The 17117-nt window shown below is 63.1% G+C and carries 11 protein-coding genes; all 11 read left to right on the top strand.

What is annotated here, in order from left to right; translation table 11 throughout:
- Positions 1 to 66 precede the first annotated feature (66 nt).
- The 11 genes from YQ44_RS25870 to YQ44_RS25820 all read left to right on the top strand — a co-directional run bounded on the left by YQ44_RS25870 (position 67) and on the right by YQ44_RS25820 (position 17113).
- A complete protein-coding gene (locus YQ44_RS25870; protein ID WP_071325813.1) occupies positions 67 to 2754 on the top strand; it encodes a TonB-dependent receptor in 2688 nt (895 codons plus the stop codon).
- Positions 2755 to 2935: 181 nt separating this feature from the next.
- The gene (locus YQ44_RS25865) at positions 2936 to 4288 is read left to right on the top strand and encodes an MFS transporter (protein ID WP_071325812.1); all 1353 of its coding nucleotides are present in this window, start codon (positions 2936 to 2938) and stop codon (positions 4286 to 4288) included.
- Positions 4289 to 4453: 165 nt separating this feature from the next.
- Positions 4454 to 5401 carry a glycoside hydrolase family 43 protein gene (locus YQ44_RS25860; protein ID WP_071325811.1) on the top strand — a complete coding sequence of 316 codons (948 nt, stop codon included), beginning with the start codon at positions 4454 to 4456 and terminating at the stop codon, positions 5399 to 5401.
- 17 nt (positions 5402 to 5418) lie between these two features.
- A complete protein-coding gene (locus YQ44_RS25855; RefSeq protein ID WP_071325810.1) occupies positions 5419 to 6501 on the top strand; it encodes an aldose epimerase family protein in 1083 nt (360 codons plus the stop codon).
- Positions 6502 to 6693: 192 nt separating this feature from the next.
- Positions 6694 to 8436 (top strand): IlvD/Edd family dehydratase, encoded by a 1743-nt coding sequence (locus YQ44_RS25850; protein ID WP_071325809.1) that lies wholly within the window; start codon positions 6694 to 6696, stop codon positions 8434 to 8436.
- Positions 8437 to 8448: 12 nt separating this feature from the next.
- On the top strand, positions 8449 to 9441 hold the full coding sequence (araD1, locus tag YQ44_RS25845; RefSeq protein WP_071325808.1) for an AraD1 family protein: 993 nt from the start codon (positions 8449 to 8451) through the stop codon (positions 9439 to 9441).
- Positions 9438 to 11015, top strand: coding sequence for an aldehyde dehydrogenase (NADP(+)) (locus YQ44_RS25840; protein WP_071325807.1), 1578 nt, complete (start codon positions 9438 to 9440; stop codon positions 11013 to 11015). Before araD1 ends, YQ44_RS25840 begins: the two co-directional genes overlap by 4 nt.
- Before the next feature lie 90 nt (positions 11016 to 11105).
- Complete coding sequence (locus tag YQ44_RS25835; RefSeq protein ID WP_071325806.1) at positions 11106 to 11873, top strand: SDR family NAD(P)-dependent oxidoreductase; 768 nt, start codon at positions 11106 to 11108, stop codon at positions 11871 to 11873.
- 214 nt (positions 11874 to 12087) lie between these two features.
- A complete protein-coding gene (locus tag YQ44_RS25830; protein WP_071325805.1) occupies positions 12088 to 13632 on the top strand; it encodes an alpha-N-arabinofuranosidase in 1545 nt (514 codons plus the stop codon).
- A gap of 69 nt (positions 13633 to 13701) precedes the next feature.
- Positions 13702 to 14736, top strand: coding sequence for an arabinan endo-1,5-alpha-L-arabinosidase (locus YQ44_RS25825; protein WP_071325804.1), 1035 nt, complete (start codon positions 13702 to 13704; stop codon positions 14734 to 14736).
- Positions 14737 to 14746: 10 nt separating this feature from the next.
- Positions 14747 to 17113 carry a glycoside hydrolase family 127 protein gene (locus YQ44_RS25820; RefSeq protein ID WP_071325803.1) on the top strand — a complete coding sequence of 789 codons (2367 nt, stop codon included), beginning with the start codon at positions 14747 to 14749 and terminating at the stop codon, positions 17111 to 17113.
- The last annotated feature ends 4 nt before the right edge of the window (positions 17114 to 17117 follow it).

The raw sequence follows: 17117 nt of genomic DNA, 5'->3' as shown, positions 1-17117 counted from the left end.
TAAACGCCGAGCATGCGAACGACATGCAAGCAGCAGAAAAAATATCAATACAATATCTGGAGATTCATGATGCGCAACGCCACCGGCCCGCTCGCGGCCACGTCCCCTCGTCCATGCACCTTGAAGGCAGCCGTTGCGGCTCTGGCCGGTATCGGCCTGCTGAGCTCGGCCTCGGTATGGGCGCAGGCGACTGTGGCGCCCGCGCCGGCGCCGGCGGCCGAGGTGGCAGCTGCGGCCGTGCCGGCAGCGGAAGCTGAAGTGGCCGTGGTGACCGTCAGCGGCGTGCGCCGCTCGGCGCAGAATTCGCAGCAGATCAAGATGCGCTCGGACCAGGTCATCGATTCCATCGTCGCCGACGACATCGGCAAATTCCCGGACAACAACGTGGCCGAGACGCTGGCGCGCATTTCCGGCATCCAGATCCGCCGCGATTCGGGCGAAGCGAGCGCCGTCATGATCCGCGGCTTGCGCGATGTCACGACCCTGCTCAACGGCCGCGAACTGTTCACCACCACGGGCCGCTATGTCAACCTGGCCGACATTCCCGCCACCATGCTGCAGCGCGTGGACGTCTATAAATCGCAGGGCGCGGACCAGGTCGAGGGCGGCGTGGCCGGCATCATCGACGTACGCACCAACCGTCCGTTCGATTTCAAGGACTTCACCGCCAGCGTGAATACGCGCGCCGTCTACAGCGACAAATCGAAAGCCACGGACCCGAACGTCAGCGGCATGGTGGCTAACCGCTGGAAGACGGGCATCGGCGACGTGGGCGCGCTGCTGGGCTTGTCGCAGCAGCAGCACCGTTACCACGAAGAGCGCGCCTTCAACACGGCGCCCGTGGATAAAAGTTTCCTCTTGCCTGGCCTGACGGCGCCGGACCAGGTCGGTTTGTTGCCGATCAAGGGCGACCGCCGTCGCACCACGGCCAATGCCGTCCTGCAATGGCGTCCGAATGCCGATGTCGAACTGTACGCGGAAGGCATGGCCACGCGCTTCCTGCTCGACGCGGAATCCGATTACTTCGTCGGCCTGCCATGGTGGGGCACGCCCGTGTCCGCCACCAAGATTCCCGGCACCGACCAGCTGCAAACGCTCACGTCCACCAACGTCAATACCATCATGTCGACGCAGGCGAACAAGAACGAATCGAAAACGCAGCAGTTCGCCGTGGGCGGCTTGTGGGAAATCAATCCGGAGTGGCGTTTCACGTCGGAAGTGGCCAGCACCAAAAGCACGTTCAAATGGCGCAACCCCATCCTCGACGCCATCGCGCAGGTGCCGAACGCCACCATCAATACGAATCTGAACGGCACCCTGCACGTCGATTACACCGGCATCGACTTGAAAGACCCGTCGAACTACTATCTGAAGGGCTTTTTCGACCGCTACGGACAGGATGAGGGCAGTTCGAACGACTTGCGCGCCGACCTCGCGTACACGCCAGGCGCTGGCGGCTTCTTCAAGGAAATCAGCGTCGGCCTGCGCGGCGTGAAACGCGAAGCGCAATCGATCAAGAGTTTCGAGGGCAATGCGGAAGCACCGGACGTGTCCGGCGCCGCGTTCCCGTTCAGCCGCCAGAGCGTGACGTCGATTCCCGGGTTGAATTGCCTGTCGGAACCGATGTCCAGCGGCGGCCCCAACTATGGCCTGACACAATGGTATACGCCGTGCGCCAGTTTCCTGCTCAATCACACGGGCACCGTGCGCGAAGCCATTACGGGCAGCGGCGCGGCGCGCGCCCTCGATCCAGGCTCCTTCTTCAAGGATACGGAAAAGACGTATTCCATCTATACCAAGGCGAAGATCGCCTTCAAGCTCGGCGCCTATCCCGTCGACGGCACCGTCGGCGTGCGCGTCGTGCGCACCGAGCAAAGCCTGCAGGGCAACACGTCCGAGGATGGCGTGTACACGCCTGTCGTCAGCGACACGGCCAGCACCGACGTGCTGCCGAGCGTGGCCCTGAAGATCAAGCTGCGCTCCGACCTGATCGGCCGTTTCGCGGCGGGCCGCACCATCAGCCGTCCCGGCTTCGCCCAGCTCAATCCTGGCGTGGCCCTCGTCAACTCGACGGAAACCGTGAAGGCGACGGGTGCCGGCGGCAATCCGAACTTGAAACCGGTAACGGGCGACAATTTCGATGCCGCACTGGAATGGTATTTTGCGCCGGCCGGCTCCGTGAACGCCACCGTATTCCACCACAAGTTCGACGGCTATATCCAGCAGCGCATCACCAGCGAAAGCATCGGCGGCAAGACGTATGACGTGGACCGCCCGTACAACACGGCGGCCGGCAAGCTGCAGGGCCTGGAAATCGGCTACCAGCAGTTTTATGACGGCTTGCCCGGCATCTTGAGCGGCCTGGGCTTGCAGGCGAACGGCACGTACATGAGCGGCAGCACCGATGACGAGACGGGCAGCCATGCCATCACGGGCGTGTCGCGCTATGCGTACAACCTGGTGCTGCTGTATGAAAAGGATGCCTGGTCGGGCCGCCTGGCCTACAACTGGCGCTCGAAATTCATCGACAGCTATAACCAGGGCGGCCCCGGCCTGGATCTGAAGGTGGCGCCGACGGCCCAGCTCGACGGCTCGCTGTCGTACAAGATCAACGACCAGTTCACGGTGACCCTGGACGGGAATAACTTGCTCGATACCAAGTTCAAGGATTACTGGAACCAGCCGGGCGTGTATGCGCGCGATACGCGCCGTTATGACCGCACGGTAGGTCTTTCGCTGCGCTGGAAAATGTAAAACGTCCATGGCTGCGTTGCCTGGCCGTACTCCTCGTACAGTCTTCGGCAACGCGCCTTGCCCTGAACGTTATACATGCGTGAAAGCAGTATCCAAGGGCGTTGCCATGGTTTCGGCCGGCAACGCCCCTGTCAGTTGGGCAATCAGGCACGATTCATCATAAAAAGAATGGACGGAAAGCATGGAGACGCAAAAATTATCCACCGTTGAAAAGGTCGGTTTCGGCGCCGGCGACATGGCGCTCAATGTCGTCATCTCGTCGATGATGCTGATCATCACCTTTTTCTATACCGATATCTATGGCTTGAAAACCACGGACCTGGCCCTGCTGTTCGTGGCCGTGAAGGTGGTGGGCGCCATCGCCGACCTGGTCATGGGGCAGATCACGGACCGCTACAGCTTTGCCTCGGGCCGCTACCGCCCATATCTGCTGTGGCTGGCCATTCCGTTCGGCGTCAGCGTCTTCTTTGTTTTCACGACGCCGGAATGGGGCTATGACGCCAAGCTGGTGTGGGCATATTCGACCTATATCTTGATGACCATCATGACGGCCGGCGTCGGCATCCCGTATATTTCCCTGATCAGCGGCCTGACCAGCGACCCGCACGAACGGCTGTCGGCCAATGGCTACCGCCTGTTCTTCGCCAAGATCGGCGCCTTCATGGTGACCATCGTCGTGCCGATCCTGTCGCAGCGCTGGGGCGGCGGCAACCCGGCCGTCGGTTACCAGGCTGCCATGGCCGTGATGGCCGTCATGGGCGTGGCCCTGTTCCTGTTCTGCTATTTCACCACCACCGAGCGCGTCGTGCACGTGGTGGAAAAACAATCATTGCTGGAACAATTGCAGGTGCTGCTGAAAAACGACCAGTGGCTGGTGCTGTGCGGCGTATGCGTTACGGGCACGGTCGGCTACGTGGTGCGCGGCTCCGTCGCCATCTATTACGCGAAATACTATCTGGGCGGCGACACGGAAACCGTGGCCGCCTTCTTGACCACGGGCGTGGTGGCGGCCATCCTCGCCATGATCGCCTCGACGTGGATCACCAAGTTCTATTGCAAGGTAAAACTGTTCCGCTACACACAGATCGGCGTGGCACTGATCAGCCTAGCCATCTATTTCTTCGTCAAGCCCAGCGACACCGTGCTGGCCTTCGCCCTGTATTTCCTGCTGTCCTTTGTGGTCGACTTGCATGCGCCCGTGTTCTGGTCGGCCATCGCGGAAACCATCGACTACGGTCAAGTGAAGACGGGCAAGCGCGTCTCCGGCTTCGCCTTCGGCGGCATTTCCGTCTGCCAGAAGGCGGGCATGGCCGTGGCCGGCTTTTTGGTCGGCATGCTGCTGTCGTATTTCGACTACCAGCCCAACCATGAGCAAACGCAATTCGCCCTGAACGGCATCGCCCTGATGCTGTCGATCATCCCCGGCTTCTTCCATTTGCTGATGGGCTTGCTGATGTTCAAGTACCGCATCAGTGACAGCTACTACACGGGCGTCAAGGTGGAAATGCACAAGCGTGGCTACGTCGCCGCATGAGGACACCTGAGCTAACCTACTGCGCGTCGGTATCGGCGGCCTGCGATGCTCACCGTACTAGAGTACGGTTGCGCTTCTTAGCCACCTCTCCCTTCCGCTCGCTACGGCTTTCTCAGGTGTTGTAAGGCAAACTAATTTTATCTAATGAAATGATTTGGAGTGCTTATGGTTGAAGTACTGAAACCGCTGATCGAACAACGTGCCGACCCGCATATCTACCGCCACAGCGACGGCTATTATTACTTTACGGCCTCCGTGCCGCAGTACGACCGCATCGAACTGCGCCGTGCCGACAGCATCGCCGGCCTGGCCGATGCGCCAACGGTGGACGTGTGGCACAAGCCGCAGACGGGGCCGTACAGCGAACTGGTGTGGGCACCCGAATTGCACTTCAACCAAGGCGCCTGGTATGTGTATTTCGCCGCCGCGCCGAGCCGCGAAATCAAACATAAACTGTTCCAGCACCGCATGTATGCGATCCGCAATACCAGCGCCAACCCGCTCGAGGGCGAGTGGGAATTCATGGGCCAGATCGACACGGGTATCGACACCTTTTGCCTCGACGCCACCACGTTCGAACACGATGGCCAGCTGTACTACCTGTGGGCGCAGAAAGATGTCGCCATCGAGGGCAATTCCAACCTGTACATCGCGCCGATGGCCACGCCATGGCAGCTGGGCGGGCCGCCCGTGATGCTGAGCAAACCGGAGTTCGACTGGGAAATCCGCGGCTTCTGGGTCAACGAGGGACCATCCGTGCTGAAGCGCAATGGCAAGATTTTCATCAGCTATTCGGCCAGCGCCACCGATGAAAACTACGCGATGGGCTTGCTGTGGGCCGATGACACGGCAAACTTGCTCGATCCGTTCTCGTGGACCAAGTCGCCCGAGCCCGTGTTTGCCACCTGCTACGAGCACGGCATCTACGGCCCCGGCCACAACAGCTTTACGACGGCCGACGATGGCGACGGCGTGTTGCTGGTGTACCATGCCCGCACCTACACGGAAATCGTCGGCGATCCCCTGTGGAACCCGGACCGCCACACGTTTGTCAAACCGCTGCGCTGGGATGCGCAGGGCATGCCCGTGTTTGGCCGTTCATCGACCCTGTAATTCATGGAAGAGCGCTTATGACCTCTGTCGCACCTGTTTCCGCGTCCGCCACCGTCACCGAGGCGCCGTTCGGCGTCTTGCCCGATGGCCAGCACGTTAGCGTCTTGACCCTGACGAACCGCCAGGGCATGCAAGTCAAGGTGCTCGACTTTGGCGCCATCATCAGCGAAATCCACGTGCCGGACCGCAACGGCACCTTTGCCGACGTGGTGCTCGGTTTCGAGCGCATCGAACCGTATCTGCACAACAGCGCCTTCCTGGGCGCCGTCATCGGGCGCTTCGGCAACCGCATCGCCGAGGGGCGCTTCCACCTCGACGGCCGCGACTTCCAGCTGGCTGTCAACAATGCGCCCAATCACTTGCATGGCGGAAATCAGGGCTTGCACCAGGTCATGTGGCAGGCCGTGCCATTCACGAAGGACGATGCGGTGGGCGTCACGTTCACCCGCAGCAGCCCGGATGGCGAGGACGGCTACCCGGGCCGGCTCGACGTCACCGTCGTGTACGAACTGGACAACGACAACGCGCTGAGCCTGCGCTACCACGCCGTGACGGACCAGGCCACGCCCGTCAACTTGACCAACCACAGCTATTTCAACCTGGCGGGGCAGGGGCATATCCTCGGCCACGAAGTGACGATCAACGCGGAGCGCTACCTGCCCGTGGATGCGGGTTCGATTCCCACGGGCGAGCTGGCGGACGTGGCCTGCACGCCGTTCGACCTGCGCCAGCCTGTGGTCATTGGCAACAATATCGATCTGCCGCACGAGCAGATCCGCATCGGCCGCGGCTTTGACCATAACTTTGTGCTCAATCAAAAGGCAGGCCAACTGCTGAACCTGGCCGCCACCGTGCGCGACCCTGCTTCGGGCCGGGTGATGCAGGTGTACACGCAGGAACCGGGCATCCAGTTCTATTCGGGCAATTTCCTCGACAGCAGCCAGTACGGCAAGCTGCGCGCCATCAGCTACCGCAGCGCGCTGTGCCTGGAAACCCAGCATTTCCCGGACTCGCCGAACCAGGCGCATTTCCCCAGCACCATCCTGCGCCCGGGCGAGGAATACCGGACGGAAACCGTGTACCGCTTTTCCGCCGAGTAAGCGCCACACTGCAAACCGCCCACGCCCTGCCGCCACCCGCCGCAGGGCGTTTTCATTGCTACATGCCGATATCGTTTTCGATATCGGAACGCATTAAAAATTGATTGGAAAGGCATGGCAGGATTCTTTAGTATCCCAACATCGCTGCCCGGGCCGACGACGAGATCGGCGTGGCACAACCAGGAGAATGGCATGTCTGAGACAAAAAAGAAGGTAGCCCTGCGCTCTGCCGAGTGGTTCGGCTCCCAGGACAAGAACGGCTTCATGTACCGCAGCTGGATGAAAAACCAGGGCATACCTGACCACGAGTTCCATGGCAAACCCATCATCGGCATCTGCAATACCTGGTCCGAACTGACCCCCTGCAATGCGCATTTCCGCCAGCTGGCCGAACACGTCAAGCGCGGCATCCTCGAAGCGGGCGGTTTCCCCGTGGAATTCCCCGTCTTCTCGAACGGCGAGTCGAACCTGCGTCCGACAGCCATGCTGACGCGCAACCTGGCCTCGATGGATGTCGAGGAATCGATCCGCGGCAACCCGATGGACGCCGTCGTGCTGCTGGTCGGCTGCGACAAGACGACGCCGGCCCTCCTGATGGGCGCGGCCAGCGTCGACATCCCCACCATCGTCGTCAGCGGCGGCCCCATGCTGAACGGCAAGCTCAATGGCAAGGACATCGGTTCCGGCACGGCCGTGTGGCAGTTGCACGAGCAGATGAAGGCCGGATCGATCACCTTGCACCAGTTCATGTCGGCTGAATCGGGCATGTCGCGCTCGGCAGGCACCTGCAATACCATGGGCACGGCCTCGACCATGGCCAGCATGGCCGAAGCGTTGGGCACCTCGCTGCCGCACAATGCCGCCATCCCCGCCGTCGATTCGCGCCGCTACGTGCTGGCCCACATGTCGGGCATCCGCATCGTCGAGATGGTGCACGAAGACCTGCGCCTGTCGAAAGTGCTGACGCGCGAGGCATTTGAAAACGCCATCAAGGTCAACGCCGCCATCGGCGGTTCGACCAATGCCGTGATCCACCTGAAGGCGATCGCCGGCCGCATCGGCGTGCCGCTCGAGCTGGAGGACTGGACCAAGACGGGCCGCGGCACGCCGACCATCGTCGACCTGCTGCCGTCGGGCCGTTTCCTGATGGAAGAGTTTTACTATGCGGGCGGCTTGCCGGCCGTGATACGCCGCCTGGGCGAAGGCGACTTGCTGCCGCACAAGAATGCGCTGACCGTCAACGGCAAGTCGATCTGGGACAACTGCGTCGAAGCGCCGATCTACAACGACGAGGTGGTGCGCACGCTGGATAACCCGCTGCTGGCCGATGGCGGCATCTGCGTGCTGCGCGGCAACCTGGCGCCGCGCGGCGCCGTGCTGAAACCGTCGGCCGCCTCGCCGCACCTGATGCAGCACCGGGGCAAGGCCGTCGTCTTCGAGGATTTCGAACACTATAAGTCGCGCATCCTCGACCCGGACCTGGACGTCGATGCCAATTCCGTGCTGGTGATGAAGAACTGCGGCCCGAAAGGCTATCCGGGCATGGCCGAAGTGGGCAATATGGGCTTGCCGCCGAAGCTGCTGGCGCAGGGCATCACCGACATGGTGCGCATCTCGGATGCGCGCATGAGCGGCACGGCCTACGGCACCGTCGTGCTGCACGTGGCGCCGGAAGCCATGGCGGGCGGCCCGCTGGGCATCGTGCGCGACGGCGACATGATCGCCCTCGATTGCCATAACGGCAGCCTGGACATCGACATCAGCGACGCGGAAATCGCCGAGCGCCTGGCGGCCCGCGAACTGGGCAGCGCGCCAGGACCGAAGAGCGGCTACCAGCAGCTCTACATCGAACACGTGTTGCAGGCCGACGAAGGCTGCGATTTCGACTTCCTGGTCGGCAACCGCGGTTCCGCCGTGCCGCGCCACTCACATTAAGCGGAGATTCCCATGCTGTTGCTGCAATTTACGAATGAACACGGCGGCCGCCTCGTCGGCCTGCTGCAAGACGACCAGATCCGCGTCATCGAAGGCTACAACACGACGTATGCGCTGGCGCAAGATGCCATCCGCAAGAAGGTCAGCCTGGCGGAGCTGGTGAACGCCACGGTCGGCAATTTGACGCATTCCTATGCGGACGTGGCCGCCAGCGGCCGTTTGCTGGCGCCGCTCGACCATGCGGACGAGGCGCACTGCTACGTGACGGGCACGGGCCTGACCCACCTGGGCAGCGCCGGCGCGCGCGACGCCATGCACAAGAAGATCGGCGGCGACGCGGCAGTCCTGAGCGACTCGATGAAAATGTTCCGCCTGGGCGTGGAGGGCGGCAAGCCTGAGCCAGGCACGGCCGGTGCCCAGCCGGAATGGTTTTATAAAGGCGACGGCTCCATCGTGCGCGCCGGCGGCCAGCCGCTGCGCATGCCGGATTTTGCCCTCGATGGCGGCGAAGAGCCGGAAATCGCCGGCCTGTACGTGATCGGCGACGACGGCCAGCCCTACCGCGTCGGCTACGCCATCGGCAATGAATTCTCGGACCACGTGACGGAACGCCAGAATTACCTGTACCTGGCCCACTCGAAGCTGCGCGCCTGCAGCGTCGGCCCGGCCCTGCTGGTGGGCGAACTGCCTGCGCACATCGATGGCGTTTCGCGCGTGCGGGACGTGGCGGGCAATGTGCGCTGGGAAAAGGCGTTTGTCAGCGGCGAAGAAAATATGTCGCACACGATCGCCAACCTCGAGCACCATCACTTCAAGTATCCGCTGTTCAAGCGCCCTGGCGACGTGCACGTGCATTTCTTCGGCACGGCCACCTTGAGCTTTGCCGATGGCGTCAGCGTGGCGCCGGGCGAAACCTTTGAAATCGAAGCGCCGGCCTTTGGCCCCGCCCTGCGCAACCGCCTCGACATCTTTCCAACCGCATTTGCGAAAGTGAGCACATTATGAGTTTTAACATCACCGGTGAAGCACTGATCGGCGGCGTTGCCGTCAAGGGCAATGGCGGCTCCTTCGAAGCGTGGGATCCGGCCGCGCGCGCGCACATCGCGCCTGCCTTCCACATGGTTGACGTAGCGCAAATCGACGAGGCGTGCCGCCTGGCGCAAGCCGCGTTTGACCCGTTCCGCGCCACCAGCGATGCGGAACGCGCCGATTTCCTCGACACCATCGCCGCGCAAATCGTCGAACTGGGCGACGAGCTGATCGTGCGCGCCATGACGGAAAGCGGCTTGCCGCGCGCGCGCCTGGAAGGCGAACGCGGCCGCACGGTCGGTCAGTTAAAACTGTTCGCCGGCTTGCTGCGCGAAGGTTCATGGACCGATGCGCGCATCGACAGCCCGCTGCCGGAGCGCGTGCCGCCACGCCCCGACTTGCGCTTGCGCATGATCGGCCTGGGTCCCGTCGCCGTGTTTGCGGCCAGTAACTTTCCGCTGGCCTTCTCCGTCGCCGGCGGCGATACGGCCTCGGCCCTGGCGGCCGGCTGTCCCGTCGTGCTGAAGGCCCACTCGGCCCATCCCGGCACCTCGGAACTGGTGGCGCGCGCCATCGTGAAAGCGATTGCCCTGTGCAAGCTGCCGGCCGGCGTCTTCGCCCTGTTGACGGGCACGGGCAATGGCATCGGCCAGACCCTGGTGGCCCATCCTGCCATCCAGGCCGTGGGCTTCACGGGGTCGCGTTCGGGCGGCATCGCCCTGATGAAGGTGGCGGCCGAGCGTCCGCAGCCTATCCCCGTGTATGCGGAAATGAGCAGCATCAACCCCGTGTTTGTGCTGCCGCAAGCCCTGGCCGCCCGTGGCGCCGCGATCGCCAGCGGCTTTGCCGCCTCGCTGACGATGGGCGTGGGCCAGTTCTGCACGAATCCCGGCCTCGTGCTGGGCCTGGAAGGGGCCGACTTCACGGCCTTCGCCGCCGCCGCCGCCGAAGCGCTGGCACCGGCGCCGGCCGCCACCATGCTGACGGCCGGCATCGCCAGCAGCTATGCCAAGGGCGTGGCTGCCCTGGCGCAGCACGCCGACGTGACGCCGCTGGTGCAGAATGCGGGAGAAGAGGGCAAGGGCGCCGCCGCCCTGTTCGTTACATCGGGCGCGGCCTTCCTGGCCAAGCACGATCTGCGCGATGAAGTGTTCGGCCCCGCGTCGCTGCTGGTGGCTTGCCGCGACATCGAGCAACTGCTGGCGATCACGGAAAGCCTGGAAGGCCAGCTGACGGCCACCCTGCAGATGGACCAGGGCGACGTGGCAGACGCGCGCCGCCTGCTGCCCGTGCTGGAGCGCCGCGTGGGACGCATCCTGGCCAACGGTTTCCCCACCGGCGTGGAAGTGTCGACGGCCATAGTGCACGGCGGCCCGTTCCCGGCCACGTCGGACGGCCGCAGCACGTCCGTGGGCACGGCGGCCATCAACCGCTTCCTGCGTCCCGTGTCGTACCAGAACCTGGCGCAGGACTTGCTGCCGGAGTCGCTGCGCGACGATAATCCGCTGGGCATCTGGCGCCGCAAGGATGGCGTGCTGGGCAAGGACTAAAAACCTGCCGCGCGGCGGGGCCGACAGGCCTTGCCGCGTGTCGCGGTTTGGTCAGACGTTGTATATAAAAAATAAACAGGTGGAGACAAGATGAAGCAATTGGCGAAATATGGCAGCTTGCAGGGCAAGCGCGTGTTCATCACGGGCGGCGGCAGCGGCATCGGCGAATCCCTGGTGGCCGAATTTGCGGCCCAGGGCGCGCTGGTGGCGTTTGTCGATATCGCCGTCGAGGCCAGCGAGGCCCTGTGCCGCCGCGTGGCTGAAGCGGGCTGGACGGCACCCTTGTTCCGCCATTGCGACATCACGGATATTCCATCCTTGCAAGCCGTCATGGCCGAACTGGCAGGCGAGCTGGGCGACTTCGATATCCTCGTCAACAACGCGGCCAACGACCAGCGCCACCAGGCGCAGGACGTGACCCTGGAATACTGGAACGAGCGCATTGCGATCAATCAACGCCCCATGTTCTTCACGTGCCAGGCCGTCTTCGACGGCATGAAGCGCCAGGGCGGCGGCTCCATCATCAATGTCAGCTCGATCTCGTGGCACATGAAGTCGGGCGGCTACCCCGTGTATGCCACCACCAAGGCGGCCGTCGTCGGCCTCACGCGGGGCCTGGCGCGCGATTTCGGCGCGCACAATATCCGCGTCAACACCGTCACGCCGGGCTGGGTCATGACGCAGCGCCAGATCGAGCTGTGGGTCGACGAGGCGGCGGAAGCGGAAATCAAGAAGAGCCAGTGCCTGCCGAATAAATTGATGCCGCAGGACATCGCCGCCATGGTGCTGTTCCTCGCCTCCGATGACGGCGCGATGTGCACCTCCCAGGAATTCATCGTCGACGCCGGCTGGGTCTGACAAAACGTCCAGGGCGTTGTTGCAGCGTCTCGCCGTACTAGCGTACTGTCTTCGACGCTGCGCCTAGCCCTGGGCGTTTTGCCGGCCGCGGGCCTTCCCGCCTTACCCCATTCGTGTATGCCTCCAGCTCCGTAGCAGGAGAGGCATCGCCACATCCAGATTATGCCGGGCTTGATCCCGGCCCTTGCTTTTCACTACAAAAACAGGAGACAGCATGAAATTCATCCATACCAGCATCGCGGCCTTGAGCCTGGCCGTCGGCAGCGCCTTCGCCGCGCCCGTCAGCGTCACCATCGACGCGGCCAAGCCCGGTCCCGTGATCAACAAGAACGTGTATGGCCAGTTCGCCGAACACCTGGGCACGGGCATCTACGAAGGCATGTGGGTGGGGCCGGACTCTTCCATTCCGAATACCCGGGGCTGGCGCAATGACGTGCTGGGCGCGCTGAAACAGCTGCACGTGCCGCTGGTGCGCTGGCCGGGCGGCTGCTTTGCCGACGAATACCACTGGAAGGACGGCATCGGCGCGCGCGCCCAGCGGCCGACCAAGGTCAACACCAACTGGGGCGGCGTGGAAGAGTCGAACGCCGTCGGCACGCATGAATTCTTCGACCTGGCCGAGTTGCTGGGCGCGCAAACCTACATCAATGGCAACCTCGGTTCCGGCACGCCGCAGGAAATGTCCGAGTGGCTCGAATACATGACGTCGGACAGCAAGTCCACCCTGGCCGAGCTGCGCCGCAAGAATGGCCGCGCCCAGCCGTATAAAGTCGATTACTTTGGCATCGGCAACGAAGCCTGGGGTTGCGGCGGCAATATGCGCCCGCAGTATTACACCGACCTGTACAAGCACTACCACACCTTCATGAAGACGCCGGAGAGCGCGCGCCCGAAATTCATCGCCAGCGGCGGCAATGACGACGACATCAGCTGGTCCGACACCCTGAGCCGTGAAATCAAGCCGAACATGATGGACGCCATCAGTTTCCACTACTACACGGTGCCCACGGGCGTGTGGGAAAAGAAGGGCGCCGCCACGGGCTTTGGCGAAGATCAATGGATTTCCACGCTGGAGCGTACCCTGCGCATCGATAGCTTGATCAAGAACAATATCGCCGCCATCGACAAGAACGATCCGTCGAAAAAGACGGGCCTGTATGTCGATGAATGGGGTACCTGGTACGACGTCGAGCCGGGCACCAACACGGGATTCTTGTTCCAGCAAAACAGCTTGCGCGATGCGCTCGTGGCCGCCCTGAACTTCAACATTTTCCACGCCCACGCGGACAGGGTGCGCATGACGAATATCGCGCAAATGGTCAACGTGCTGCAGGCCATGATCATCACGGACAAGGATAAATATTTCCTCACTCCCACCTACCACGCGTTTGAAATGTACGTGCCGTTCCAGGACGCCACGTCCCTGCCGGTCGCCATCAGCGGCAACGGCAAGTACAGCCTGGGCAAGGTCAGCATTCCTGAAGTGAGCGCCTCGGCCGCGCGCGCCAAGGATGGCAAGGTGTATTTGTCGCTGGTCAATACGAACCCGCACAAGGCCGTCGACGTCAACGTGGCGCTGGCCGGCAGGCAAGCGGCCAGCGTGAATGGCCGCGTACTGACCGCCGGCAAGATGGACGCCGTCAACAGCTTTGCGCAGCCGCAAGCCGTGCAGCCGGTGGCGTTCAGTGCCAAGGCGCAAGGCGGCAAGCTGACCGTGTCCGTGCCGGCCAAGGCCGTCGTGGTGGTGGCCGTCGACTAGCCTTTCACCCCTTGTCATTCATCAAGCCGGCCCGCATGATGGGCCGGCCCGTTCATATCGGAGAAGACGATGCACACATTGACACGCGGCGTGGCCGCCATCCTGAGCACCCTGGCGATCATGGCTGCCGCGCACGCGGCCCAGGTCAGCGTGCACGACCCCGTGATGGCCAGGGAAGGCGACACGTATTATCTGTACAGCACCGGTCCCGGCATCACCTTCTACAGCTCGAAGAACATGGTCGACTGGCAGCCGGAAGGGCGCGTGTTTGCGGGCCAGCCCACGTGGGCGAAGACGGCCGCGCCCTCATTTGACGACCATATCTGGGCGCCCGATGTGCAATTCCACGATGGCAAATATTACCTGTACTACTCGGTCTCGGGCTTCGGCAAGAACACCTCGGGCATCGGCGTCACCGTCAACACCACCCTCAATCCCCGTTCGCCCGACTACCGCTGGGTCGACCAGGGCATGCTGCTGCAATCGGTGCCCGAGCGCGACGAGTGGAACGCCATCGATTCGAACATCATCACCGATGCCAAGGGCACGCCGTGGATGTCGTTCGGCTCGTTCTGGAACGGCATCAAGCTGGTGAAACTGACGCCCGACTGGACCCGTATTGCGGAACCGCAAGAGTGGCACTCGCTGGCGCGCCGCATGCCGCTGCCGCCGCGCGCGGGCGAATTCAAGCCGGCGCCCGAGGAAATCGAGGCGCCGTTCATCTTCCAGCGCGGCGCCGATTATTATTTGTTCGTTTCGTGGGGCCTGTGCTGCAAGAAAGCCGACAGCACCTATCACCTGGCCGTGGGACGCTCGAAAAGCGTGACGGGACCCTACCTGGACAGGGAGGGCCGCGACATGGCGCAGGGCGGCGGCACGGTGCTGCTGAAAGGCGACAAGGACTGGCAAGGCCTGGGCCACAACAGCGCCTACACGTTTGACGGCAGGGATTACCTGGTGCTGCATGCGTATGAAACGGCCGATGATTACTTGCAAAAACTCAAGATCCTGCCCATGACGTGGGACAAGGAGGGCTGGCCGCAGGTCGATGCGCGCGACTTGAATCGCTATCAAAGTAAACAGTTGCCCGCCGCCCAACCGTAAAGGCTCCGCCATGAAAACAACCGTGTTGCTGCTGGCGCTGGCCGCCGGCGGCCTTGCCACGCCGCTGCTCCAGGCGGCCGAGCTGTTTCCCCTGTCGTCCGTGCGCCTCGGCGCGGGACCGTTTCTCGATGCGCAAACGACGGATTTGCAGTATCTGATGGCCTTCGAGCCGGACAAGCTGCTGGCGCCGTTCCGCCGCGAGGCGGGCTTGCCGCAGATCCAGCCCAGCTATGGCAACTGGGAAGCGACGGGGCTCGACGGCCACATGGGCGGGCATTATCTGTCCGCGTTGGCGCGCATGGCCGCTTCCACGGGCGACGCCCAGGTGCTGGCACGGTTGAACCATGTGGTGGCGGAACTAAAAAAATGCCAGGACGCCAATGGCAATGGCTACCTGGGCGGTATTCCCGACGGCAGCGCCGCCTGGCAAGCCATTGCCCAAGGAAACTTGCAGGCCGATACCTTCTCCGTCAACGGGCGCTGGGTGCCGTGGTACAACCTGCACAAGGTGTTTGCCGGCTTGCGCGACGCCTACCAGTACGCCGGCAATCTGGAGGCCAAGGCCATGCTGATCGCCTTGTCGGACTGGGCCGTGAAACTCTCGGCCTCGCTCACGGATGCGCAGATGCAAACGATGCTGCGCGCCGAGCACGGCGGCATGAACGAAGTGCTGGCCGACGTCTACGCCATGACGGGCGATCAGCGCTACATGGACCTGGCCGTGCGCTTCTCGCACCAGGCCATCCTGCAGCCGCTGGCGGCGCGGCAAGACAAGTTGACGGGCCTGCATGCGAATACGCAAATCCCGAAGGTGATCGGCTTCGAGCGCATCGGTGCGCTGACGGACCGGCGCGACTGGCAACAGGCGGCGCAATTCTTTTGGCAAACCGTGCACGACAAGCGCACGGTGGCCATCGGCGGCAACAGCGTCAAGGAGCATTTCCACGACGAGCACGATTTTTCCACGATGCTGGAAGAGGTCGAGGGGCCGGAAACCTGCAATACCTACAATATGCTCAAGCTCACCGAGCAACTGTTCCGCCGCGACGAGCAGGTGCAATACGCGGATTACTACGAGCGCGCGCTGTACAACCATATTTTGTCGTCGCAACGCCCCGGCACGGGCGGTTTCGTGTATTTCACGCCCATGCGCCCGAACCACTACCGCGTGTATTCGCAAGTGGACAAGGGCATGTGGTGCTGCGTGGGCTCGGGCATCGAAAGCCAGGCCAAGTATGGCGAGTTCATCTACGCCCATGACGGCGATGCCCTGTACGTGAACCTGTTCATGGCTTCCACGCTGGACTGGCAGGGGCAGGGCGTCAAGATTATCCAGAGCACGCAATTCCCCGACCAGGACACGACGCGCATCACGCTGAGCCAGTTCGCGGGCAAGAAGACGTTCAGCCTGAAGATCCGCTATCCGCAGTGGGTGGCCAAGGGCAAGCTGCGCCTGACGCTCAATGGCAAGGCCCTGCGCGTGAACGGCGCCCCCGGCGAGTACGTGACCATCGCGCGCGCGTGGAAAGCGGGCGACACCGTCGACGTGACCTTGCCGATGACGACACGCCTGGAACAGATGCCGGACCAGTCGAACTACTATGCCGTGCTGCACGGCCCCATCGTGCTGGCCGCCAAGACGCAGCCGTTCGCCAATGAAAAGCTCAATTACCTTGCCGACGACACGCGCATGGGCCATATCGCCCAGGGGCAAGTGTGTCCGCTGGAGTCGTCGCCGCTGTTCGTCAGCGACACCAGGGATTTCATGCGCAGAATCCGCCCCGTGAAGGGCCAGCCGCTGACGTTTACGGCGCCAGGCTTGATCCAGGGCAAGGATGCGGCGAGCTTGAAACTGATCCCGTTCTTCCGCCTGCATGATGCGCGCTACATGCTGTACTGGCCCGTGTCCACGCCGGCCGGCCTGGCGCAACTGCAGGACAGCACGCGCCAGGCCGAGGCGCAGCGCCTGGCGCTCGATGCGCAAACCATCGACCAGGTGGCGCCGGGGCAACAGCAGCCCGAGTCCGACCACTTCTTCCAGGCCGAGGGCGGCGAAAACGGCGTCAACAAGGGCCGGCACTGGCGCCATGCGACGGGCTGGTTCAGCTATGCGCTGAGCGACCCGCAAGGCGAAGCGCAGACCCTGCGCCTGACCCTGTCCACGCTCGATGCGGGCCGCGTCTTCGATGTGCTGCTCAATGGCACAAGGCTGCAAACGGTCGCCGTGGCGGCCGATGCGCCGCAGGAACTGCATACGCTGGATGTGCCGCTGCCTGCCGAGCTGGTCAAGGCGGCCAAGGGCACGCTGGTGGTGAAATTTGTCGCCGGCAAGGACTCCGTGGCGGGCGGCCTGTACGGGCTGCGCCTGCTGCGCTGACGGG

The sequence above is a fragment of the Janthinobacterium sp. 1_2014MBL_MicDiv genome (assembly GCF_001865675.1).
Classification (GTDB): domain Bacteria; phylum Pseudomonadota; class Gammaproteobacteria; order Burkholderiales; family Burkholderiaceae_D; genus Janthinobacterium.
This window is presented reverse-complemented; position numbering and strand designations above follow the sequence as displayed.